The sequence below is a fragment of the Limnochorda sp. genome, assembly GCF_047459355.1.
GTDB lineage: Bacteria > Bacillota > Limnochordia > Limnochordales > Limnochordaceae > Limnochorda.
Genome location: NZ_VSCV01000028.1, coordinates 1 through 21,717, shown reverse-complemented (window position 1 = coordinate 21,717; position 21,717 = coordinate 1). Strand labels below are relative to the sequence as shown.

The window sequence follows — 21,717 nt, the reverse complement described above, 5'->3', positions numbered from 1 at the left end:
CGCCGAAGGGCGTGAAGGACCAGTGAGCGTGAAGGGCTCGCAGATCCGAGCTCCGGCTCCCGACGCCGGAGTCCCTGCCAGCTCATCTCTCCTGAAACTTTCTCCCTTCTCCCGGTGTAGGACCAAGTGAGAGGCCCTTGGATCCTGGTGGCCGGTTCCGGGCTCGTGGGGCGGAGGCTCGCCCCCTGCGGGCCGATTGCCAAAGTCGTGCGATCCGGACCCGGGGGTTCGAGGTCTCCGGCAAAGGGCCGTGATCGGAGGAGCAGGTCGTGTACACGGACGACGACATCATCCGCCTGTGCCAGCAGGGGCGGCAGGAGGGCTTCGCCCTCCTCCTCGACCGGTACCAGGCACGGGTCTACCGGCGGGCCTACACCTTCCTGCGCCACCGAGAGGACGCACTGGACGCCACCCAAGAGGTCTTCCTGCGGGTGCTGCAGGCGGTCCGCCACTTCCAGCGGGGTCGGGCCATCTGGCCGTGGCTCCGCCAGGTGACGACCAACACCTGCCTCAACCGCCTCCGGGCGGCGGAGCGTCGTCCCCCGACGGTCTCCCTGGATGGGGAGTGGGAGCGCCTGCAAGACGTGGCCGCCGAGGGTGATCCGGAGCAGCAGGCCCTGATGGCCTGGGACCGGGCCCGGCTGGAGCGGGCCTTGGAGGCCCTTCCCCCAGAGCACCGCATGGCCATCGTCCTCCGGCACCAGGAAGGCCTCACCTACAACGAGATCGCCCAGGCGATGCAGCTCCCCCTGGGCACGGTGAAGACCTACCTGTTCCGGGGCCGCCGGGCTCTGAGGGCGGCGCTGGAGGCGCCAGCGCCCATGCCCCGCGAGGGGCTCGCAGTGCCGCCGGCGGGGGTGGAGGGGGAAGCGGGATGAGCTGCGTGGATGATGGACTCCTGCAGATGTACGTGGAAGGCGTGCTCGACGCCGCCGAGGAGGAGCTCCTCCGCGCCCACCTGGCCCGCTGCTTGGGGTGCCGCGGCCGGGTGGCCCGCTACAAGGCGCTCATGTGGGATCTGGAGCACCTGCCCGAGCCAGAGCTGCCCCCAGAGCTGGATCAGCTCCACGAGGCCCTGCTCCGGGCCTGGGAGGAGGAGCAGCGGGGGGCGCGCCAAGCTCGTCGCCCAGCCCGCTCCCTGATCCCGGCCTGGGCGGGGTACAGCATCGGGTGGGCCCGGTATGCCGCGCCCCTGGACCTGGTAGGAGACCTTCTCTCCCGGGCGGGCAGGCGAGTTTTGGCCTCCCCCCTGGCCATCGCCCGGCGGGTACGGGGGAGGAGGTGAGGCCGGTGGGGTAGCGGGAGCCCTCCTCACCGGGGTGGTCTGGGTGCTGGCCGGGCTTCTCGCCCTCCTCTTGGTGCTGCTCTGCATCCCCTGGCGGGCCGCTGGCCGCGTGCAGAATCTGGCCCTCAACGAGTCGGGAGGTGCCCATTGGGAGGCCACGAGCTGGCGTGTGGAGGCCGACTGGGCCTTCGGGCTGGTCGCCTTCGTCAGCGTGAAGGAGCCGGGGCGTCCCGCCCAGACCTCCCTCCGGCTGGCCGGCTTCACCAAGGCCTTGTCGGCGGGCGGCGCGCGGCGGGGGGGCCGGCCCCGGCCCCCGCGGCCCAAACCCTCGCGGCGACGGCGCCGGGGCCTGACGCTCCCGGAGTTCCTGGCGCTGCTGCCGGAGCTCCGGCCGGTGATGGCACGACTCTGGCGCTCCCTGGGGCTTGAGGCCCAAGGGAAGCTCACCTACGGGCTGGAGGATCCGTACCTGACCGGTGTGTGCGAAGGTCTGCGGGCCATGCTGCCGTGGCCCCGGGATCTGCGCCTGACGCCGGACTTCGGGGAGGCCAAGCTGGAGGGGTGGGCCCGAGTGCGGATGCGGGTGGTGCCCATCCGGCCGGCGGCGGTGCTGGTGGCCGTCCTTCTCCGCCGGGAGATCCGGCGGGTCTGGTGGCCCCGGCTCAAAGCCCGGCTGGCCGGGACGGCGTGAGGCGAGGGCAGGGTATCGGAAGCGGTGGCAGGCTCAAGAGGCCTCAGGCGGGCAAGGCAGGCGAGGATAGGAGGTTGGTCGATGAACGTTGAGGCGATCATTGACAAGGTCATGCAGAGCATGAGCACCAAGACCGTGATCGGCGAGCCCATGCAAATCGGCTCCCTCACCCTCATCCCCATCATCAACGTCAGCTTCGGGTTCGGGGGTGGAGGCGGCGGCGACACCGAGGGCGGCACCGGCACGGGCGGCGGTGGCGGCGCCCGCATGAAGGTGGCCGGGGTCTTGGTCATCCAGGGGGACGACGTCCGCTTTGTCCAGACGGGTGCCGGAGGCGCCCTGGACAAGCTGGTGGACGCCATCCCCGACCTCCTCGAGAAGTGCCAGGTGAAGGCCGGAGGACGGCCTGGGCCCGCGGTGACGCCGGCCTGACGGGATGCGCGCATCGGCTTCCAGTTTCCCGGATCGGTCACTCAGCGGGGGTGCGGCGCCTGCCGCACCCCCGCGAAGCTTCCTCGACTCGCCGGGGGCGCCGGCCTACCTCCTCGAGAGCGCCCGCCCCACCACCGAGCCAAGGGCGACCACCCCGGCCACGCCGATCCACGCCCAGGTGGGCAAGCCCGGGACTTCGTGGAAGCGGCGTACATCCCGGATCCAGCCGGGCAGGCGGGCGATGTCCCGCCAGCGGAACCCTTCCCGCTGGCCCAGGCTGATCCAGGCCTTGCCCTCTTCCCCCTGGGCGTCGTAGAGCGCGGCGAGGTAGGTGCCCGCCGCTGGGAGGCGGAGCTGGGTCTTGGCGACGATGCGGGACCGGGTGCCCGTGACGGGTTCATGGAAGGGCTCAGGAGGCCCGGTGGGGATGACGGTGAGGGCCCCGCCGGCCGTTCCCTGAGGCGGCGCCACGGCCAGCTCCTCGGGCGGGTCCGGAAGCCCGGGGCCGAAGAGGACCAGCACCGGCGCCGCAAGTTTCCGCCGTGGTTCCTCCGGCACCGCCAGCCGGACGGCGACCTGCCGGGGCCGGTCGTTCTCCAGGCGGACCCAGGCGTGGGGTGTTTCGGGGGTCAGCTCGATGTAGATCACGTGGGAGACAGCCGGGTTGGCGATGGTGATGGTTGAGTCGGGATCGGCGGCCCGGGGCCCCGGAAAGAGGGGCCGGTGGGCCGAGGCCGCGCCAGAGAGGGCCAGGGTCAAGGCCAGGACCAGGGCGTGGGCCAGAAGCGAGGCGCGGCTGAGCTTCCATGTGGGCCTGAAGGGCATTCCAGAGCCTCCCGGGGTGGTATGCCTCAGGAGGATCGATTCGATACCGGGTGACAGGAGGAGTGGGAGCCCGTTTGGCGCCCCGGAGCTGGGTGCTCCGGGGCGTCAGCTGGCGTGAAGGCTGGCTCGGACCGGAGGCCAGGCCCAGTCGGTAGCAAGGCCTCAGGGCACGCCGGGCGTTTCCCACCGCCGGGCGAAGGCTTGGGTGAGCCGGTCCATGACGATGGCCAGGGCGACGATGGCCAGACCCGCCTCGAAACCCCGGCCCACGTCGATCCGGTTGATGGCGAGAAGCACCTCCTCGCCCACGCCCCGGGCCCCGATCATGGAGGCGATGACCACCATGGAGAGGGCCATCATGGTCGTCTGGTTGACGCCCGCCAGGATCGATGGCATGGCCAGGGGGAGGCGCACCTCCTTCAGAAGCTGCCACCGGGTGGCGCCGTAGGCGAGGGCTGCCTCCTGCACCTCCGGCGAGACCTGGCGGATGCCCAAGTTGGTCAGCCTGATGACGGGCGGCGTGGAGTAGATCAGGGTGGCCAGCACCGCCGGCACCTTCCCCAGGCCGAAGAGCATCATGGCCGGGATCAGGTAGACGAAGCTGGGCATGGTCTGCATGGCATCCAGGACAGGCTGGAGGGCTGCATTGGCCCAGCGGGATTCGGCCATGAGCACCCCCACGGGGATGCCGAGCAGGAGGGCCAAGACCACCGAGGCGATGACCACCGCCAGGGTCTCCACCGCCAGGGGCCAGAGGCCAAAGGCGACCACCATCACCAGCAGGGACCCCAGGATAAGGGAGAGGCCGGGCCGCCGGGTGAGCGAGTAGGCAGCGAGTATGGTGATGGCCACCGCTGCCCACCAGGGGAGCCACTCGAGCCCCGCCTGGATGCGCAGGAGCAGGGCGAGGATCCCGGCCGAGATCCCGTCGAAGAGCGCCCCGTAGCTCAGGAGCAGCCAATCAACGAAGGCATCGATCCAGCCGGCCACATGGAACTCAGGCATCAGGAGACCACCTTCTCCCGCTGGGTCTGCTTCTTCCGGCCGGGCAGGTCCTGGGCGTGGACGAAACGGGCCACGTACTCGTTGGCCGGGTGGGCCAGGATTTCGTCGGGGGTGCCCACTTGGACGAAGGAGCCGGAGCGCATCACCGCCATCCGGTCGCCCAGGCGGACCGCCTCCCGGAGGTCGTGGGTGACGAAGAGGATGGTCTTCCGCATCTCCGCCTGGAGCCGGAGGAGCTCGTTCTGCATGTCCGTTCGGATCAGGGGGTCCAGACCGCTGAAGGGTTCATCCATGAGGAGGATGTCGGCGTCGGTAGCCAGGGCCCGGGCGATGCCCACCCGCTGCTGCATGCCCCCGCTCAGGGCGCTGGGAAGCTTCTCCTCCCAGCCCTTCAAGCCCACCCGGGCCAGGACCTCCAGGGCCTTGGCCCGCCGCTCGGCCGGGGGCACCCCCCGGAGCTTTAGGCCGAAGGCGACGTTCTCCAGCACCGTCTTGTGGGGGAGAAGGCCGTAGTGTTGGAAGATCATGGCCACCTTGGTCCGGCGGAAGTGGGTCAAGCCGGGGCCGTCCAAGGCCGTCACGTCCACCCCGCCCACCTCCACCCGGCCCCAGGTGGGCTCAATGAGGCGGAGGAGGGAGCGGATGAGGGTCGACTTGCCGCTTCCCGACAGACCCATCACCACGAAGATCTCCCCCGGCGCCACGGTGAAGGAGAGGTCTCGCACGGCCGCCACCGCGCCCGCCTTCAGGGCCTCAGGGAAGGTTTCGGGACGGTCGCACGTGCGGAGGATCCGTTCCGGGCCGAAGAGCTTCCAGAGATGGCTCACCCGTATGGCTGGCGTCGTCATGCGCCATGCGCCTCCAAAGCCGCCTCAACCCGCCGGGCCGTCTCCTCGTCCACCCAGGCCCGCCAGACCTCGGGGTACTCCCGGAGGAACCAGACGGCTGTCGCTTCCATGGAGCCCTGGGTCTCGTTCAGGAAGGCCAGGGCCCGGTTGGTGTGCTCCAGCTCCGTCTCGTAGCGGGAGAGGAAGGCGTACACCTCCGGGTCCTTCTCAGGCAGGTCGGCGTTGACCAGGATGAGCACCTTGGAGAAGGGGTAGGCGCAACCGTAGTCCGTCGCCCAGCACTCGTCGGTGTAGGGAGGCTCTTCCAGGAGGGTCATGTCGTACTGGCCGATAACCCACGTGGGCTCCCAGTAGTAGCCGAACCAGGGCTGGCCCCGCCGGTAGGCGGCGGCGATGGTGGCGTTGAGGGCCGCCTGGGACCCGGGGGAGAAGGCGGTGAAGACCTCGTCCAGGCCGTAAGCCTTCAGCTTGGCCCGGTTGATGTCGCTGCAGACCCAACCAGGGGGACAGTTGTAGAACCGACCCTTGCTAGGGTTCTCCGGGTCACGGAAGAGCTCCCAGTACTTGGCCAGGTCGGTGACGGAGCGGACGTCGGGCATCATGGGCTCGATGCCCCGCTCCGGGTCGCCTTCGACCATGTAGGTGGGCACGTACCAACCCTGGGGCGCATCGGGGAAGTTGGAGCCCAGGTTGAGGACCCGGCCGCTCTCCAGGGCCTGCTCCACCGCCTCCCGGATGTTGTCGATCCAGACCTCCATGTAGGCGTCGATGTCGCCTCGCACCAGCCCGTGCAAGAGGGGCAAGGTGTCGCCAAAGATGTAGTCGACGGGACGGCCGTAGCCGTGCTCCACGATGAAGCCGGCCACCCGGTTGTGGAACTGGATGCTTTCCCAACTGGCATCGGCAAAGACAATGGGTTCCTGGCCTGCGGCCAGGGCAGACGCCGGCCAGGCCGCGGCGATGAGGAGCGCGGCCAAACCAGTGGTCAGAAGCGTGCGCATCAGGATCCCCCTCCGTGATCTTGGGGCACGGACAGATCAGCCATCCGCCCCCTCACGGCGCCGTGGGATCATGCTGGCAGCGTCAGGTCGGGAAAAAACAACCCGAGGTGCGGAGGGCCTCGGGAGACGGCACGCGGATCGTGTGCCTGGATGGGAAACCCAAGACTCTCCACTGCTGCCTACGGGGTTAGCTGACGGGCTCGGGTGTGGACTGCCCTACCTCCTTCCGGAGGATTCGCCCCAGAAAGGTGGTTCCCCCGCTTCTCCCCTTGGGGAGAATTCGGCGCCTGACACGTCTGGCCCGACGCATCGGGCCCGTGCTTGACTGGGAGTATACCACATCCTTCCCAGCCCTCCAAGGTTCGCCTCCGGGGATGAGGCCGTGGGAGGCCAGGGTCGCGCCGGAGAGGGGGGCTGGCCCCGCCCATTCGTAGTTCAGCCCGAGCATCCACGCGAAAACGGCCGCAAACGTGACCTGAGGCGGGTGTGGGTTTGTTCGGTTGGGACATAGGGTGCCCACGGAAAGGAGCGATGCGATTGTCGAGGCCGCTTTCCAGACTGGCCTTCTGGCTGGTCGTGATCGGGTGGATCCTGATCATCGGCGGGGTGGCGGAAGGCATCGACCTCCTGGTCAGTCCTCCCCCCGGTGGTCTGGGTGCTCTCCTTCTGGCACTGCTAGAAGGTCCCTTCACCCACATCGGTCTCGGATTGGCGCTCTTGGCGCTATCCGAACTCCTCCGCGAACGAAGAACCTAGCCCAGGTGTAGGCCGAGAGGCGTGGAAGGTGCCCGCCCTGGCGTCACGGCCAGGGCGGGCGGGAAGATTGGGTCCTCGACGGATCGACCGGGCCCTAGGCCCGGGCGATCCGCTGCGCCCGTTGCCGCACCTCGTGTAGGACCCGCTCCTCATCCACCGTCTTCAGCTCGCCCCGCTCCATGAGGAGCTCGCCCGCCACCACCACCGTCTTCACGTCGGCCCCCTTGCCGCTGTAGATCAGGTTGGCCGCGGGGTCAAAGAGGGGTGTCCAGTGGGGCCCCGAGGTGTCCACCAGGATGAGGTCCGCCTGGTAGCCGGGGGCGATCCGGCCCACGTCCGCGAAGCCCAGAGCCTCCGCCCCGTAGACCGTCATCATCTCCAAGCAGGTGGCAGCAGGAAGGGCTTGCGGCGCTTCCTCCATCTTGGCCAGAAAGGCGGCCAGCCGGGTCTCCTCCAGCATGTCCAGGTCGTTGTTGCTGGCGGTGCCGTCGGTTCCGATGGCCACCAGGACTCCTGCCTGCAGCATCTTCTGGACCGGCGCCCGGCCGCTGCCCAATTTCATGTTGCTGGTGGGGTTGTGGGCCACTTTCACCCGGTGCTCCCGCAGGAGCTCCACGTCCCCGTCGGTCACGTGAACGCAGTGGGCGGCCAGGGTGGGCACCTGGAAGACGCCGGCCCGCTCCGCCACCTGGATGGGGGTGAGGCCGTGCTGGGCCAGGCTCTCTTCCACTTCCTTGCGTGTCTCCGAGAGGTGGATGTGGATGGCCAGCCCCAACTCCCCGGCCAGCTCCGCGGCCCGGCTCAGGCCCTGGGAGGCGGTGTAGGGGGCGTGGGGCCCCACCATGATGCGGATCCGCCCGCCCGCTTCGCCGTGCCAGGTGGCGGCCAGTTCTCGGACCGTCTGGAGCCGGGCTTCGAACGCCTCTCCGTCCACCAGTCCCGGGGCCAGGGCGGCCCGGATGCCACTCTCCGCCACGGCCCGAGCCGTCTGATCCTCAAAGAAGTACATGTCGGCGAAGGCGGTGGTGCCGCCCCGGATCATCTCAATGATGGCCAAGAGACTGCCCCAGTAAATGTCCTCCGGCGTCATCCGGGCCTCCGCCGGCCAGATGGCCTCGGTGAGCCAGGGGTGGAGGGCCATGTCGTCCGCGTAGCTCCGGAGCAAGGTCATGGCCGCGTGGGTGTGGGCGTTGACGAAGCCCGGCAGGACCAGGTGGCCGGTGGCATCGATCACCTCCGCCTCCCGGGCCCCGGTCTCCTGGCTGGGTGTTGGCTGATCGGGCTGGGACGGCCGCACGTCGGTGATGCGGCTCCCCTCGACAACGATTTCCAAGCCTTCGCGAAAGCCTTCAGCGGCGCCGAGCCAGACCCGCCCGCCGCGAATCACCTTCATCTCACTGCCAGCTCCTTAGGTAGGCTTCTTGCTCGGGGGTGAGGCTGTCCAGGTGGATCCCGCCCGCCTCCAGCTTGAGCCGGGCCACCTGCTCGTCGATTTCCCGGGGAACGGGGTGGAAGCCGGGCCCCAGGCTCTCGTAATGGGTGTTGACGTACTCCATGGCCAACGCCTGGAGGGCGAAGGAGAGGTCCATGATCTCCACCGGGTGCCCGTCGCCGCAGACCAGGTTGACCAGCCGCCCCTCGGCCAGCAGGTAGAGGCGCCGGCCGTCGACCAGCTGGTACTCTTCGATGCCGGGGCGGACCAGGCGCTTCCCCGTGCTCAGGGCGGCCAGGTCCGGCTTGGAGATCTCCACATCGAAGTGGCCCGCGTTGGCCAGGATGGCCCCGTCCCGCATCACCTCCAGGTGGGGGCGGGCGATGGCTCCCTTGCAGCCCGTGGCGGTGACGAAGAACTGGCCCAGAGGCGCCGCCTCCCGCAGGCTCATCACCTCGAAGCCGTCCATCTGGGCTTCGATGGCCTTGATGGGGTCCACTTCCGTGACGATCACCCGGGCTCCCAGCCCCTTGGCCCGCAGGGCGATCCCCTTGCCGCACCATCCGTACCCCACGACCACCACCGTGGCCCCGGCGATCACCCGGTTGGTGGTGCGCATGATGGCGTCCCAGGTGGACTGGCCCGTCCCGTAGCGGTTGTCAAAGAGGTACTTGCAGTACGCGTCGTTGACGCCCAGCATGGGGAAGGCGAGCACCCCGTCCCGGGCCATGGCCTTCAGGCGAAGCACCCCCGTGGTGGTCTCCTCACAGCCGCCCCGCACCCGGCGGGCCAGGTGCTTGGCGTCGGTGTGGAGGAGGTGGACCAGGTCGCCCCCGTCATCGATGACTAGGTGGGGCTCCGTCTGGAGCACCTGCATGATGAAGTGGCGGTACTCCTCGGGGGTGCAGCCTCGCTTGGCGAAGACGGCCACCCCCGACGCGGCCAGGGCAGCGGCCACATCGTCCTGGGTGGAAAGGGGGTTGGAGCCGGCGATGGCCACCTGGGCCCCGGCGGCGGCCAGCACCTGGGCCAGGTACGCCGTCTTCGCTTCCAGGTGGAGGCAGATGCCCACCTGGAGCCCAGCCAGGGGTTTCTCGTTCTCGAATCGGGCCCGCACCGCGTTGAGGACGGGCATGTGTTGCCGCGCCCAGTCGATCTTCAGCTTCCCTTGCTCGACCAGGTCTCGGTTCACCGGGGGCCTCCTCCTTTGGGATCTTCTCTGAGCCAGTCTGTTCCCTGGGGATGCTTTACACGTTCGTTGGGCAGAAGGTTGGGAAATCCTGCCACGGCACGGCGGGGGCGAGAAGCCAGCAGGGAGGGGGTCAACGGAACGGAGGCGGGTGGAGCAAGTCCAATGACAACGGCTTACTCGGGCTCAGCGGCCAGGATGATCAAGCGAGGGGTTTCGAGGCTGAACGGGCGCCTGTCGTCATCGCCGTAAGCCTTCAGGACGCGGAGCCCTACTCGCTCCAGCATCGCCTTGATCTCGACGAACGTGTAGCCACGGACCGACATGTTCACCTCCCGCCGATGACCGCTCTCACTGTCGCCCGCCTGATGGCGGATATCGTCATCGTCGCTCCGGTTCAATCGGGAAGTGTTTACGGGGCGTGCACGTGGGCGCACTGGCAGCTGCTTGCGTAGCGCAGGCGCGCGACAGTCTCCATGGCCAACTCCCGCACCCGCTGAGTGTTGGCGGCCATGATCTCCACCACTTCCTCTTGCGTGAGCGGCGTCTTGCTCAGGCCGGCTCCCAAGTTCGTCACCATGGCCATGGTGGCGTAGCAGAGGCCCAGCTCCCGAGCCAGGACCACCTCAGGCACCGCGGTCATGCCCACCACGTCGCCGCCCAGCAGGGCGAAGGCCCGGATCTCGGCCGGCGTCTCGAAGCGGGGTCCTTCGGTGCAGACGTACGTGCCCCGGGGGTGGATCGCGAACCCCAACTTCCGGCCCACCTCGATCAGTGTGGCCCGGAGCTGGGGGCAGTAGGGCTCAGTCATGTCGGTGTGGACCACGCCTTCATCGCCGCCTTCGAAGAACGTGCACGCTCGCGACTTGGTGAAGTCGAGGACCTGGTCCACGATGACGAAGTGGCCGGGCTCCAGCTCCCGGCGGAGGGAGCCCACGGCCGCCGTGGCCAGGATGCGCCGCACGCCCAGGGCCTTCAGGCCCCAGATGTTGGCCCGGTAGTTGATTCGGTGGGGTGGGATGGAGTGGCCCTTGCCATGGCGGGGAAGGAAGGCGATCTCGACGCCCCGGTAGGTGCCCACCTGGACCGTGATGGTCCCGTAGGGCGTCTCCACCTCCCGAGTTCCCACGTTCTCCAGCAGCTTGGGATCGTAGACGCCTGTTCCGCCGATGATGGCGTACTCCATTCCCCTCACACCCTTGCCGCAAATTGAGGCGCAAGCGGCGCCTGCATGAAGATTTTCGTATTGTCCAAGGAGTCCGCCGGTGCTTCTCGAACTCCTCTTCAGCAGTTAGTGCCTCCGTGCCCAAGACCTTCTCCCCCGCTCGGGGGGAGGGGAGCACACAGACGGGTGGCCACTGAGGAGGGGATGGACCGTGCCTTCCGGGAAGCAGGGCGCCGGGCGTGCAGCCTGGTGGGGATTGGCTTTGGTTCTCGTGCTGGCCGGTGGGCTTTGGGCCCCGCTCGCCGCGGCCCAGCCGGCGGCCCGGGTCGCGATCGTCTTCGCCACGGGCGGGCTGGGGGATCAGTCCTTCAACGACTCGGCGTACGAAGGGGTCAAGTGGGCTCAAGACGAGCTGGGCATCGCCTTCGATTACGTGGAGCCCACGGCCATTGCGGAGTACGAAACCCTCCTCACCCGCTTCGCGCAGACCCGTCGGTACGATCTCATCATCTCCATCGGCTTCGACCAAGCCGACGCGCTCAGCGTCGTAGCGGACCGCTTCCCCAACCAAAAGTTTGCCCTGGTGGATACGGTCCTGGAGAAGCCCAACGTGGCCGCCTACGTCTACAAGGAAGCGGAACGGGGCTTTCTTCTGGGGGCCATTGCCGGCCTCATGACCCAGCGAACTGAAGATCCCAAGATCAACGGGGCGAACGTCATCGGCGTGGTCGGGGGGATGGACATCCCCTTGATCAACGCCAACATCGCTGGCTACATCGCGGGGGCCAAGTTCGTCAACCCGTCGGTGGAGGTCCGTTACTCGTACGTGGGTGACTGGGCCGACCCCGCCCGGGGGAAGGAGCTGGCCTTCGCCCAGATCGACCAGGGCGTTGACATCATCTGGGCGGCGGCGGGGCGGTCTGGGCTCGGGGTGATCCAGGCGGCCCAGGAGCGGAACATCTACGCCATCGGCGCCGACTCCGACCAGGGCCACGTGGCCCCGGGCCATATCCTCACCAACGGCATGAAGTACGTGAACAACACCGTCTTCCTGGCCATCAGCCAGGTGCTGGACGGGAGCTTCCGGGGCGGCATCCACGTGCTGGGCGTGGCCGAAGGCGGCCTGGGCTACAGCGAAAGCCTCGTCCCCGCTGACATCCAGGCCCAGGTGAATGAGCTGGCCGCCCGGATCATCTCGGGCGAGCTGGCGCCGCCGGAGACCATCGACGGGGTGGACGCCTGGCTCGCCGCCCACCGGTAAGGGGAGGCTGGGGAAGGGTGGCGGTGAGCCCGCCGGAGGCCCATGGCCCCTACGCCATCCAGCTGCGGGGGATCGTCAAGCGGTTCGGGCCGGTCTTGGCCAACGACCGGATTGACCTCGACGTCCTCCCCGGCGAGATCCACGGCCTGCTGGGGGAGAACGGCGCGGGGAAGAGCACTCTGGTCCGGATCCTCTTCGGTCTCTGCCCGAAAGACGAGGGCGAGATCTGGGTGGGCGGTCGGCCGGCGGAGATCACCGGTCCCGCCCACGCCATCAGGCTTGGGATCGGCATGGTCCACCAGCACTTCATGCTGGTGGACCGGCTCACGGTGACGGAGAACCTCATCGCCGGCATGGAGCCCATCCGCCGGGGCCTCATCGATCTCAAGACCGCGCGCCAGCAGGTCGAACAGGTGGCCCGCCAGTACGGGCTGGCCGTCGATCCCGATGCCCGGGTTGAGGAGCTCTCGGTGGGTGAGCAGCAGCGGGTGGAGATTCTGAAAGCCCTGCTCCGGGAGGTCCGGGTCTTGATCCTGGACGAGCCCACCGCGGTCCTCACGCCCCAGGAGGTGGACGAGCTCTTCCGGGTGATGCGGGCGTTGAAGGCCCAGGGGAAGACCCTCATCTTCATCACCCACAAGCTCCGGGAGATCATGGCCGTCACCGACCGGGTGACTGTTCTGCGCAACGGGCGGAAGGTGGGGACCGTCCGGACGGCGGAGACGACGCCCGAGGAGCTGGCCCAGATGATGGTGGGACGGAAAGTGATCCTCCGGGTGGGGCGGTCGGAGGGTCAGCCGGGGCCGGTTCGGCTGGAGGCCAGGGGCCTGCGGCTGGCGGGACGGGATGGGCGCCTCCGGCTTAGAGACGTGAGCCTCCAGGTTCGGGCGGGTGAGATCCTGGGGGTGGCCGGGGTCGAGGGGAACGGCCAGTTGGAGCTGGAGGACGTGGTGACCGGCTTGCGCCAACCCACCGCCGGTCAGGTGTGGATCGACGGGCGGGCCCTCTGGCCGGGGCCCGCTTCGGAGCCTGGGCCCAGGCGCTTTCGCCGCCTGGGAGGGGCCCACATCCCCTCAGACCGATTGCGCCGTGGTCTTGTGCCGCCTTGGCCGGTGAGCCGGAACGCCGTCTTGGGGCGCCAGCGCGAGGCGCCCTTCGCCCGCCGGGGGCTCCTTCGCTTCCAGCCAATCCGACGCCATGCGGAGGCGATCGTCGAGCGTCTCCAGGTCCGGGTGCCCTCCCTCGAGGCGCCCGCAGCGGCTCTCTCAGGGGGCAATCAGCAGAAGCTGGTGGTGGGCCGGGAGCTCGCCTTCGAGCCGCAGGTGGTGGTAGCCGCCCAACCCACCCGGGGGGTGGACATCGGGGCCATCGAGCTCATCCACCAGGCGCTCCTGCGGATGCGGGCCGCGGGGAAGGCGATCCTGCTCATCTCGGCCGAGCTCGACGAGCTCCTGGCCTTGAGCGACCGGCTGGTGGTCCTCTTTGAGGGGGCCATCGTGGCCGAAGGCCGGACCGAAGGGTTCACCGAGGCGGAACTGGGGCTGCTCATGGCGGGAGGGGCCGGGCGTGTCTAGCCAGCCCCATGAGAAGGGGGCCACCTTCCGGGAATTGGGCGGTTCGGTGGCGGCCGTCGTCTTGGCCTTGGCGGTGGGCGGGATCCTCATGGCCGCGGCCGGGTACGACGTGGGCGACGCCTATGCCAACCTCTTCTCCGGTGCCTTCGGCAGTCTCTACAGCCTGGCGGACACCTTGCTCAACACCATTCCGCTCCTTTTCACGGGCCTGGCGGTGGCGGTGGGGTTCCGGGCGGGGCTCTTCAACATCGGTGGTGAAGGCCAGATGTACCTGGCCGCCCTGGCCACCGCCCTGGTGGCGCTGGCCCTCCCGACGGGTATGGGCCTGCTGGGGAGCCTGGTCGCTTTGCTCGCCGGGGCGCTGGCGGGGGCGGCCTGGGGCTTCCTGCCCGGCTACCTGAAAGCCCGGACCGGGGCCCACGAAGTGATCACCACCATCATGCTCAACTACATCGGGATCCTCCTCACCACCTATCTGGTGAAGACCTTCTTCAAGGCGCCGGGGCCCGTGGACCAGACCCCCGCGGTGCCCCAGGCCTTCTGGCTGCCCGAGTTGATCCCCACCACTCGGCTCACCTGGGCCCTGGTGATCGGGCTGGTTCTGGTTGCCCTCACCCAGTGGCTCCTCACCCGGACCGTCCTGGGCTACGAGCTGGAGGCGGTGGGCCAGAACCCGGAAGCGGCCGCCTACGCCGGCATTCCCGTGGGGCGACGGATGGTCCTGGCCATGGCCCTCAGTGGGGCCATCGCCGGCCTGGCTGGGAGCACCCTGGTCCTCGGGGTGCTCCACCGCTTCATCACCCACTTCTCGTCGGGGTACGCCTTCACCGGCATCGCGGTGGCGATCCTAGCCCGGAACCGGCCTTGGGGTGTGGTGCCGGCGGCTCTCCTCTTTGGTGCTTTGCAGGCGGGGGGCCTTTCCATGCAACTCTTCGCCCGCATTCCGGCAGACCTGATGACGGTGGTCCAGGGGCTGGTGATCCTCTTTGTCTCCGCGCCCGCCCTCTTCACCCTGCTGCGCCACCGGGCTGGCCGGTGGGCCGCAGGCAGGACGGCCCGGCACCAAGCGGCCGCCGGGGCGGAAGCTGCCGGGACGAGGGAGGGGCAGCCGTGAACGAGCTCTTCGAGGTGCTCTTCTCCATCAACACCCTCACCGCCACCTTACGCCTGGCCACCCCCATCGCGCTCGCGGCCATGGCAGGGACGGTGAGCGAGCGGGCGGGGATCATCAACCTGGGGCTGGAGGGGAAGATCTTGGGCGGCGCCTTCGCCGCCGCCTACGCCTCCTCCCTAACGGGCTCCCCCTGGCTGGGGCTCCTCGCGGCGGTGGCGGCCGGGATGGCCATGGGGGGCCTCTTGGGGCTCTTCGCCATCCGCTTCCGGGCAGACCACGTGGTGGCCGGGGTGGGGCTCAACATCCTGATGCTGGGGTTGACGGGGCTTTTGATGCAGGTGATCTGGGGCACCCGGGGCGCCTCTCCCACCGTTCCCGCCCTGCCCACCTGGTCCATTCCTCTTCTCCGGGACCTGCCGGTCCTGGGACCCCTCTTGGGCAGCCACACGCCCCTGGTCTACCTGATGCTGTTGGCCGCTCCACTCCTCTGGGTCTGGCTCTTCCGCTCGCCTGCCGGCTTGCGGGTCCGGATGATCGGGGAGCACCCCGAGGCCGCGGCCACGGTGGGGATCCGCGTGCAGCGCATGCAGCTCCGCTGCCTCCTCCTTGCTGGGGCCCTGGCCGCTCTGGGCGGGGCGCATCTCTCCTTAGGCCACTTGAGCTGGTTCAGCGCCAACATGTCGGCGGGGCGGGGGTACATGGCCCTCGCCGCCAACATCTTTGGCCAGTGGAACCCCCTGGGCGGCGCTCTCGCGGCCGCCCTCTTCGCCTTCACCGACGCCCTCCAGATGCGGATCCAAACCCTCCAGATCCCCTGGCCGACGGAGCTGGTCCAGATGCTGCCCTACGGGCTGACCATCGCAGTGGTGGCCGGGGCGGTGCGCCGGGCCCGGCCTCCCGCTGCCCTGGGGCGCCATTATGGGCCAGACGGGGAGGGGTAGACAGACCCGCCCCATCAGCCGGCCCCTCGGGCCAAAGCCTGCAGCATCACCACCGGGGCCCCTGTGGCCGGGTCGGAGAAGATGGTGCTCCGTACACCGAAGACCTCCTCCACCAGGTCCTCACGAATCACCTCGCTGGGCGGGCCGGCGGCCACCAGGCGGCCTTCCTTCATGGCCACCACAAAGTCCGCGTACTGGCTCGCCTGGTCCAGGTCGTGGAGGACCATGATCACCGTCCGCCCCTCCCGCCGGTTCATCTCCCGCACCAGGTCCAGCACCGCCACCTGGTGAGCCATGTCCAGGAAGGAGGTGGGCTCGTCCAGGAGGAGGATGGGGGTCTCCTGGGCCAGGGCCATGGCCAGCCAGACCCGCTGGCGCTGGCCGCCTGAAAGGCTGGCGAGCGGCCGCCAGCGCAGATCGAGCACGCCGGTCGCCTCCATGGCCCGCTCCATGGCCTGCAGATCGGCCCGGGTCCACTGGCGGTACCACCGCTGGTAGGGGTACCGCCCCAGGGCGACCACCTCGTCCACCGACATGTGAGGCGGGGCCGCGTTCAGCTGGGGGAGGAGGCCCACCTGACGGGCCCGCGCCCGGGGCGCCCACCCGTGCAAGGGGCGGTCGCCCAGGTAGAGCTGGCCGCGGGCGGGCGGCAGGAGGCCGGCCAAGGCCCGGAGGAGGGTGGACTTGCCGCAGCCGTTGGGCCCCACGATGGCGCTCACCTTCCCGGCGGGGAAGGTGACGGAAAGGTCCACCACCACCGGGTGGCCGCCGTAGCCTAGGGTAAGCCCTTCGGCCCGGAGGGCGGGGGCGGGCTGGGCTGGGGCCGCCCCGTCACCGGGCACGTAGTGCAAGGTGCGGCCCCGGGGCAGGCAGAGGGAGCAGTCGAAGCCGGGGCAGGCGAGGACGTCACAGGGGACCCCGAAGACCGCCTGGAGAACGCCGGGGGAGAAGACCTCATGGGGCGGGCCGGCGGCCACCACCCGGCCATGGCAGAGGGCCACGGCGTGGTCGGCCACCCAGGCCGCGTGGTTCACGTCGTGAAGGACCACCACCACCGTCCGCCCCTCTTCCCGGCTCAGGCGCCGGATGAGCTCCAGCACCTCCTGCTGGTGGGCCAGATCCAGGTAGGTGGTGGGTTCGTCGAGGAGCAGGATGGGCGTCTCCTGGGCCAGGGCCATGGCGATCCAAGCCCGCTGGCGCTGGCCGCCCGACAGCTCATCGACGGGCCGGTCCCTGAGGGCCGTTAGGCCCGTCCGGGCCAGGGCCCGCTCCACGGCCTCCCGATCCTCCTTGCTGGGCGGCTGGAAGACCGACTGGTGGGGGTACCGGCCCCGGTGGACCAGATCCTCCACCACGATGGCTTCTGGAGCCTCCGGCGATTGGGGCAGAAGCCCCAGCTGGCGGGCCACCTCCCGGGTGGGCAGGCGGTGGATCGCCTTGCCGTCGAGGAGGACCGCCCCCGACCGGGGCGCGATCAGCCGGCCCAGGGCCTTGAGAAGGGTGGACTTGCCGCACCCGTTGGGCCCCACGATGGCGGTGACCGCCCCGTCGGGGATCTGGAGGCTCAAGGCCTCCACCACCGCCCGGGTCTCGGTGTAGGCCAGGGTCAGCCCTTCGGTCTGCAGCCGGCTCATCGCCCGTCACCTACCCTTTCGCACCGCTTCGGTAGAGCACCGCCAGGAAGTAGGGGGCCCCCAGCGCGGCGGTCACCACACCCACGGGGAGGCTGGCGGGCAGCCCGTGCTGGGCCACCAGGTCCGCCCCCAAGAGAAGGAGCCCGCCCAGCAGCCCCGTGAAGAGGAAGACGCCGCCGGTCATGGGGCCGGCCAGCAGCCGGGCCGCATGCGGCACCATGAGGGCGACAAAGCCCACGGGCCCCGCCACCGAAACGGCCACCGCCGCCAGCGCACACCCCACGAGCAGGAGGGCGAGGCGCCGCCGCTCCACCCGCATCCCCAACGCGGCCGCCCCCAGATCCCCCAGCTGGAGGACCCGGAGCGCCGGCATCAGCGTGGCCCCCAGGGGCCCCAGCACTGCCAACGCCGCCGCCAGGAGCCGCACATCGGCCCAGTCGGCCGCGTAGAGGCTGCCCGTCATCCAGAGCACGGCCCGGCCGGCATCCTGGATCCGGGCCTGGACCAGCAGGAAGGTGGTAGCAGCGGTGAGGAGCGCGTTCACCCCGATGCCCACCACGATCAGCCGACCCGTGGCGATCCGGCCCCGCCAGGTGAGGAGGTAGATGGCCGCCGCGGCGGCGACCGCCCCGAGGAAAGCGGCCACGGGCACCAGGGCCGGCGGTTTGCGGGTGACGATCCAGAGGACGGCCGCCGCGGAAGCGCCCGCGTTGATGCCGATCACGTCCGGCGCGACCAGGGGGTTGCGCACCAGACCCTGGAAGATGGCGCCCGCCATGGCCAGCATAGGCCCCACCAGGAGGGCCGCAAGGATCCGGGGAAGGCGGAGGTCCCGCACGATGAAGGTGGCTGACGGGGGGCCCTGGCCGGCGATGGCCTGCGCGATCTCAGACCAAGAGAAACGAACATCTCCCAGGGTGAGGCCCCAGAGGGCCAGGGCGGCGAGGAGGGCCGCCGCGCCGGCCACCAGGGCCACCACTCGCAGGTTGGCCCGGAAGGAGAAGGGCCCCACCCGCACCAGCACCAAGGGCGGGCGGCCCGGGAGCTCGGGGTCGTGCGCCGGCACGAGGCTCACAGCTCCACCACCTTCCGGCGTCGGGCCAGCCCGATGAGGACGGGGGCCCCGGTGATGGCGGTGACAATGCCCACCTGGATCTCCGCGGGCCGGGCCACAACGCGCCCCAGAAGGTCGGCACTCAAGAGGAGCAAGGGGCCCACCAGCACCGAGAGGGGGAGCACCCAGCGGTAATCGGGCCCGACGACGGCCCGAACGATGTGGGGCACCGCCAGTCCCACAAAGCCGATGGGGCCGGCGACCGCCACGGCCGCGCCCACGGCCAGCACGCTGAACCCCCCGACCAACCAGCGGATCTGGTGGGGCTTCAGGCCCAGGGCCCGGGCCGTCTCCTCGCCCAGGCTGGCCACGTTCAGATGGGGGCCCAGGGCCACCAGGCCCGCCACCCCCACCGCCAGGAAGGGCAGGACCGCCCGGTAGATCTCCAGGCTCCGCCCGGCGAGGGACCCGGCCATCCAGAAGCGGACCACATCCAGGGTCTGCTGGTCCAAGAGGAGGAGCCCCGTCAGCCACGACTGGAGCAGGGAAGAGACGATCACACCCGCCAGGGCCAGCTTCACCGGGGAGCTGCCCGCCGGGCCGGCCGAAGCCACCCCGGAGACGAGCGCGGCCGCCGCCAGACCGCCCAGAAAGGCGAACCAGACGAACTGGAACGGCTCCACCAGCTGGCCGAAATAGACGGCCGCCACCACCCCGAAGGCCGCCCCACTGTTGACACCCAAGATTTCTGGCCCCGCCAGCGGATTCCGGGTGACGGCCTGGATGGCCGCGCCCGCTACAGCCAGCGCCGCCCCCACGCCCAGCCCGATGAGGGTGCGGGGGAGGCGGAGGTGGCGCACCACCGTCTGCTCGTAGGAGTCAGGGTTGTAGTGGAAGAGGGCGTTCCACGCGTCGGCGGCGCTCAGGGAGATGGAGCCGTACCGGAGGCTGGCCAAGGCGACCAGGGTCAGCAGCACCCCGGCGCCGATGAGCGCACCCCACCGCAGCAGCGGCCCCCGTCCGGCCCGCGTCACGGGAGCGGCCTCAGGGGAGACGGGCGCCCCCGTGGCGGGGCGGAGCCCAGGGGAGGTGGACGTTTCGGGGGCCGGCTGGATGGTTGGGGTCACCGAGGGCCACCGCCTTTCAGTCCACCGGTGTGGCTGGGTCGCCGTCCACCGCCGCAGCCAGGCGGGGCACCAGGTGTTCCAGCGCGTAGGGCAGGCTCAGGACGGTGCTGAAGCTGAGGGCGCCGTACACAGGATCGTCCATACCCACAAAGAAGATGGTCCGGCCCTCCTTGAAGGCGTCGAGCTGGGCGTAGAGGGGATCCTGCTCGATCTGGCGCCGCTCAGCCTCGGAGAGGACCTGGAAGATGAGGACGTCGGTATCCAGGAGCCGCACCTGCTCTTGGCTGATCTGGGCCGAGTCGAGGTCGCCGATGTGACGGGCCAGAGCGTCGGGCAGCCGGAACCCCAGGTCCGCGAGGAAGCGCATGGGCGGCGTGCTCGGTCCTACTGCCCAGAGGGTCCCCGTGCCGGTGGGCGAGACCCAGGCGACGGTCGCCCCTTCAAACTCGGGGTGGGTGGCCCGGGCCTGAGCGATCTGAGCCTCCACCTGGGCGATGAGGGCTTCGGCTTGAGCCTCCCGGCCCAGGGCCCGGCCGATGATCCGGGTCTGCTCCTGCCAGGGCACGCCGAAGTCTGGGTAGGTGGCGGGCTGGGCAACGGTCGGGGCGATCCGGGAGAGCCGCTGGTACTCCGCCTCCTGGATGCCTGAGTGGGTGGCGATGATCAGATCCGGCCGAAGGACGGCGATCGCCTCGTAATCCAGCTCTCCAAAGGGCATGACCAGCACTTGGGGCTGGGCGTCGCCCAACGCTTGCTGACCCCACGGCCAGACCGCGTGGGGCTGGTTGCCAAACCACTCCCGCACCGCCACAGGCTTCACGCCCAGGGCCAGCACCGGATCCTGCTCGCTGTAGCCGATGGTCACCACCCGGGAGGGTGCCTGGGGGATGACCGTCACCCCAAACTTGTGCTCAACGGTAACTGGGAAGGGATCCGCTTGCGCCGTGACCGGGGCCAGGCCCGTGCTCACCACAAGGAGAAGGAACGCAGGAAGAAACCAGGAGAGGCGGTGGGCCAGCCTCCGCCGGGCGTTGGGGCTTCCGGCGTTGTGCTGCTCCATGGCTGGGGAAAGTTGAGTGGCGTACTCGGGATTCAATCTCAAAAAAAGCGCCCTCCTCGCTAGAACCCGGAAGCCGCTTAGACCGGGTCTCTCTTAACAGCAAGACTCATTAGAGACCGTTTCCGGGAATGAGAGCCTCTCTCGGTTCCATTTTAGAGAGTATCCTCCTCAGATGTCAACTGGCTCCGGCTTTCGCCGGCATGTGAATCCAGGCACAGGATATCCTTCCCTTCGGAGTGGCTGGGACACCGTCGAACCGCTTGGGGAGCCTCGCGCCCAGGGCGGGCCCACCCCTTCGGGGCCCTCTTGGTGAGGCGCGCCCACCATCGTCGCGGCCACGACCCGCCTTCTCCTGTCCAGGCACGCAGCAGTCCGCTCAACCCCATCATTTACACGGTGATGCAGGAGCGGGTCCCTGTGGAGATGCGGGCCAGGGTCTTTGGTACGGTCCGGTCGTTGGCCTGGATGGCTATGCCGCTCGGTCCCATGGTCGAAGGCTCCGCGGCGCAGGTCTTCGGCCTGCGGGCTGCCTACACGGTCGTTGCCGTTCTCTAGCGGCAGCGGCGAGCCTGATCTACCGAGAGCAGGGCCTGGCCGGTCTCGGCATCTGGCTAGAGCTCGCCCTCAATCCCAGGGTTCCCAGGTGGTTCTGGTACCCTCTGGCCTTCCTCCTCATGCCCGCCTTAGTCCTCTTGGCCTACGGCCTCATGCGATGGACGGGGATGCCCCTGCCCGAAGAGCTCCGGCTTCCGGGGCGCGAGATGGTGATCCTCTGGGTCGCGTTTTTCCTGGCAGGCTTCGCGGAGGAGCTGGGCTGGTCTGGCTACGCCACCGATCCCCTCGTCGCCCGTTGGGGCGTCGGCCGGGCGGGCATGCTGTTGGGTCTGATCTGGGGGCTGTGGCACGTGGTGCCCTACCTGCAGGCGGATCCGAGCGTGGCTTGGATCTTCTGGTACGGCTTCGTGGAGACGGTCGCCCTGCGGGTGCTGATCGTCTGGCTTCACCGGAGTGCGGGCAGGAGTGTGTGGGCGGCCGCCCTCTTCCACGCGACCGTCAACCTCAGCTTCTTCGCCTTTCCCAACGGCGGCTCCCACTACGACCCGCGCCTCGCCGGCCTTTTGGTAGCCCTGACGGCTGCCCTGGTGACCCGGGTGTGGCCGGCGGGGTTCTGCTGCCGGTGACGCGGACCCTCCCGGCCGCGTCCTCGCTCCCGAAGGGCCCAGACCGGCGATCGTCTACGGGCGCGCCAAAGGACGCTCCTGGTTCGCGATGCAAGGCCTGGCCCATCCCGAACCCACGTCCCTTGGAGACAGCCTGGTCGAA

General features: G+C 69.5%; 21 protein-coding genes, 1 pseudogene and 1 riboswitch. Of the genes and pseudogenes, 9 read left to right on the top strand and 13 right to left on the bottom strand.

Annotation, left to right across the window (positions count from 1 at the left end; genetic code table 11):
- Nucleotides 1-269: 269 nt before the first annotated feature.
- The 4 genes from FWJ67_RS09235 to FWJ67_RS09220 all read left to right on the top strand — a co-directional run bounded on the left by FWJ67_RS09235 (nt 270) and on the right by FWJ67_RS09220 (nt 2,408).
- Nucleotides 270-878, top strand: a complete 609-nt coding sequence (locus tag FWJ67_RS09235) for an RNA polymerase sigma factor (RefSeq protein ID WP_414482324.1) — start codon at nt 270-272, stop codon at nt 876-878.
- Nucleotides 875-1,285, top strand: a complete 411-nt coding sequence (locus tag FWJ67_RS09230) for a zf-HC2 domain-containing protein (RefSeq protein ID WP_414482323.1) — start codon at nt 875-877, stop codon at nt 1,283-1,285. Before FWJ67_RS09235 ends, FWJ67_RS09230 begins: the two co-directional genes overlap by 4 nt.
- Before the next feature lie 34 nt (nt 1,286-1,319).
- Nucleotides 1,320-1,976, top strand: a complete 657-nt coding sequence (locus FWJ67_RS09225) for a DUF2953 domain-containing protein (RefSeq protein WP_304171398.1) — start codon at nt 1,320-1,322, stop codon at nt 1,974-1,976.
- A gap of 81 nt (nt 1,977-2,057) precedes the next feature.
- Nucleotides 2,058-2,408, top strand: coding sequence for a GerW family sporulation protein (locus FWJ67_RS09220; RefSeq protein WP_304171400.1), 351 nt, complete (start codon nt 2,058-2,060; stop codon nt 2,406-2,408).
- Between the two features lie 105 nt (nt 2,409-2,513).
- Here the strand turns inward: FWJ67_RS09220 and FWJ67_RS09215 are convergent, their stop codons facing one another.
- The 8 genes from FWJ67_RS09215 to mtnP form a co-directional block, all read right to left on the bottom strand.
- On the bottom strand, nt 2,514-3,233 hold the full coding sequence (locus tag FWJ67_RS09215) for a hypothetical protein (protein ID WP_414482322.1): 720 nt from the start codon (nt 3,231-3,233) through the stop codon (nt 2,514-2,516).
- A 162-nt stretch (nt 3,234-3,395) separates the two neighbouring features.
- Nucleotides 3,396-4,241 (bottom strand): ABC transporter permease, encoded by an 846-nt coding sequence (locus tag FWJ67_RS09210; RefSeq protein ID WP_414482325.1) that lies wholly within the window; start codon nt 4,239-4,241, stop codon nt 3,396-3,398.
- The gene (locus FWJ67_RS09205) at nt 4,238-5,086 is read right to left on the bottom strand and encodes a quaternary amine ABC transporter ATP-binding protein (RefSeq protein WP_414482321.1); all 849 of its coding nucleotides are present in this window, start codon (nt 5,084-5,086) and stop codon (nt 4,238-4,240) included. Before FWJ67_RS09205 ends, FWJ67_RS09210 begins: the two co-directional genes overlap by 4 nt.
- Nucleotides 5,083-6,087, bottom strand: a complete 1,005-nt coding sequence (locus FWJ67_RS09200; protein WP_414482730.1) for an ABC transporter substrate-binding protein — start codon at nt 6,085-6,087, stop codon at nt 5,083-5,085. The genes FWJ67_RS09205 and FWJ67_RS09200 overlap by 4 nt, the downstream gene beginning before the upstream one ends.
- 160 nt (nt 6,088-6,247) lie before the next feature.
- A riboswitch (cyclic di-AMP (ydaO/yuaA leader) is annotated at nt 6,248-6,383 on the bottom strand.
- Between the two features lie 554 nt (nt 6,384-6,937).
- On the bottom strand, nt 6,938-8,236 hold the full coding sequence (locus tag FWJ67_RS09195) for an amidohydrolase (protein ID WP_304171410.1): 1,299 nt from the start codon (nt 8,234-8,236) through the stop codon (nt 6,938-6,940).
- Between the two features lies 1 nt (nt 8,237).
- On the bottom strand, nt 8,238-9,467 hold the full coding sequence (locus FWJ67_RS09190) for an adenosylhomocysteinase (protein WP_414482319.1): 1,230 nt from the start codon (nt 9,465-9,467) through the stop codon (nt 8,238-8,240).
- A gap of 173 nt (nt 9,468-9,640) precedes the next feature.
- The gene (locus FWJ67_RS09185; protein ID WP_304171414.1) at nt 9,641-9,790 is read right to left on the bottom strand and encodes a hypothetical protein; all 150 of its coding nucleotides are present in this window, start codon (nt 9,788-9,790) and stop codon (nt 9,641-9,643) included.
- A gap of 86 nt (nt 9,791-9,876) precedes the next feature.
- Entirely contained in the window at nt 9,877-10,650 is a 774-nt protein-coding gene (mtnP, locus tag FWJ67_RS09180; RefSeq protein ID WP_304171416.1) for an S-methyl-5'-thioadenosine phosphorylase, read from the bottom strand.
- A 190-nt stretch (nt 10,651-10,840) separates the two neighbouring features.
- On the opposite strand from mtnP, the gene FWJ67_RS09175 reads away from it, so the two are divergent.
- Genes FWJ67_RS09175 through FWJ67_RS09160 form a run of 4 tightly spaced genes read left to right on the top strand, consistent with a single transcriptional unit; the run spans nt 10,841 to nt 15,519 of the window.
- The gene (locus FWJ67_RS09175) at nt 10,841-11,890 is read left to right on the top strand and encodes a BMP family lipoprotein (protein ID WP_414482318.1); all 1,050 of its coding nucleotides are present in this window, start codon (nt 10,841-10,843) and stop codon (nt 11,888-11,890) included.
- Between the two features lie 17 nt (nt 11,891-11,907).
- Nucleotides 11,908-13,464: an ABC transporter ATP-binding protein gene (locus FWJ67_RS09170; RefSeq protein WP_414482729.1), complete on the top strand. Its 1,557-nt coding sequence runs from the start codon at nt 11,908-11,910 to the stop codon at nt 13,462-13,464.
- Nucleotides 13,457-14,578 carry an ABC transporter permease gene (locus FWJ67_RS09165; RefSeq protein ID WP_304171422.1) on the top strand — a complete coding sequence of 374 codons (1,122 nt, stop codon included), beginning with the start codon at nt 13,457-13,459 and terminating at the stop codon, nt 14,576-14,578. Before FWJ67_RS09170 ends, FWJ67_RS09165 begins: the two co-directional genes overlap by 8 nt.
- Complete coding sequence (locus FWJ67_RS09160; protein WP_304171425.1) at nt 14,575-15,519, top strand: ABC transporter permease; 945 nt, start codon at nt 14,575-14,577, stop codon at nt 15,517-15,519. The genes FWJ67_RS09165 and FWJ67_RS09160 overlap by 4 nt, the downstream gene beginning before the upstream one ends.
- 14 nt (nt 15,520-15,533) lie before the next feature.
- Here FWJ67_RS09160 and FWJ67_RS09155 read toward each other — a convergent pair whose 3' ends face one another.
- The 5 genes and pseudogenes from FWJ67_RS09155 to FWJ67_RS09135 all read right to left on the bottom strand — a co-directional run bounded on the left by FWJ67_RS09155 (nt 15,534) and on the right by FWJ67_RS09135 (nt 20,436).
- Entirely contained in the window at nt 15,534-16,226 is a 693-nt protein-coding gene (locus FWJ67_RS09155; RefSeq protein WP_414482731.1) for an ABC transporter ATP-binding protein, read from the bottom strand.
- Nucleotides 16,227-16,310: 84 nt separating this feature from the next.
- Nucleotides 16,311-17,153: pseudogene (locus FWJ67_RS09150) on the bottom strand (ABC transporter ATP-binding protein); the annotation flags it as partial.
- 10 nt (nt 17,154-17,163) lie between these two features.
- Nucleotides 17,164-18,228, bottom strand: coding sequence for a FecCD family ABC transporter permease (locus FWJ67_RS09145; protein WP_304171429.1), 1,065 nt, complete (start codon nt 18,226-18,228; stop codon nt 17,164-17,166).
- Nucleotides 18,225-19,241, bottom strand: coding sequence for a FecCD family ABC transporter permease (locus tag FWJ67_RS09140; protein ID WP_414482728.1), 1,017 nt, complete (start codon nt 19,239-19,241; stop codon nt 18,225-18,227). The genes FWJ67_RS09145 and FWJ67_RS09140 overlap by 4 nt, the downstream gene beginning before the upstream one ends.
- A gap of 109 nt (nt 19,242-19,350) precedes the next feature.
- Entirely contained in the window at nt 19,351-20,436 is a 1,086-nt protein-coding gene (locus FWJ67_RS09135) for an iron-siderophore ABC transporter substrate-binding protein (protein ID WP_304171433.1), read from the bottom strand.
- Between the two features lie 632 nt (nt 20,437-21,068).
- Here FWJ67_RS09135 and FWJ67_RS09130 point away from each other — a divergent pair.
- The gene (locus FWJ67_RS09130) at nt 21,069-21,575 is read left to right on the top strand and encodes a CPBP family intramembrane glutamic endopeptidase (protein ID WP_414482727.1); all 507 of its coding nucleotides are present in this window, start codon (nt 21,069-21,071) and stop codon (nt 21,573-21,575) included.
- The last annotated feature ends 142 nt before the right edge of the window (nt 21,576-21,717 follow it).

Bases quoted from the DNA above. Each gene is read 5' to 3' on its own strand.
- FWJ67_RS09230 (WP_414482323.1), top strand. From the start codon at position 875: ATGAGCTGCGTGGATGATGGACTCCTGCAGATGTACGTGGAAGGCGTG.
- FWJ67_RS09205 (WP_414482321.1), bottom strand. From the start codon at position 5,086: ATGACGACGCCAGCCATACGGGTGAGCCATCTCTGGAAGCTCTTCGGC.
- FWJ67_RS09185 (WP_304171414.1), bottom strand. From the start codon at position 9,790: ATGTCGGTCCGTGGCTACACGTTCGTCGAGATCAAGGCGATGCTGGAG.
- FWJ67_RS09200 (WP_414482730.1), bottom strand. From the start codon at position 6,087: ATGCGCACGCTTCTGACCACTGGTTTGGCCGCGCTCCTCATCGCCGCG.
- FWJ67_RS09215 (WP_414482322.1), bottom strand. From the start codon at position 3,233: ATGCCCTTCAGGCCCACATGGAAGCTCAGCCGCGCCTCGCTTCTGGCC.
- FWJ67_RS09195 (WP_304171410.1), bottom strand. From the start codon at position 8,236: ATGAAGGTGATTCGCGGCGGGCGGGTCTGGCTCGGCGCCGCTGAAGGC.
- FWJ67_RS09130 (WP_414482727.1), top strand. From the start codon at position 21,069: ATGCCCGCCTTAGTCCTCTTGGCCTACGGCCTCATGCGATGGACGGGG.
- FWJ67_RS09220 (WP_304171400.1), top strand. From the start codon at position 2,058: ATGAACGTTGAGGCGATCATTGACAAGGTCATGCAGAGCATGAGCACC.
- mtnP (WP_304171416.1), bottom strand. From the start codon at position 10,650: ATGGAGTACGCCATCATCGGCGGAACAGGCGTCTACGATCCCAAGCTG.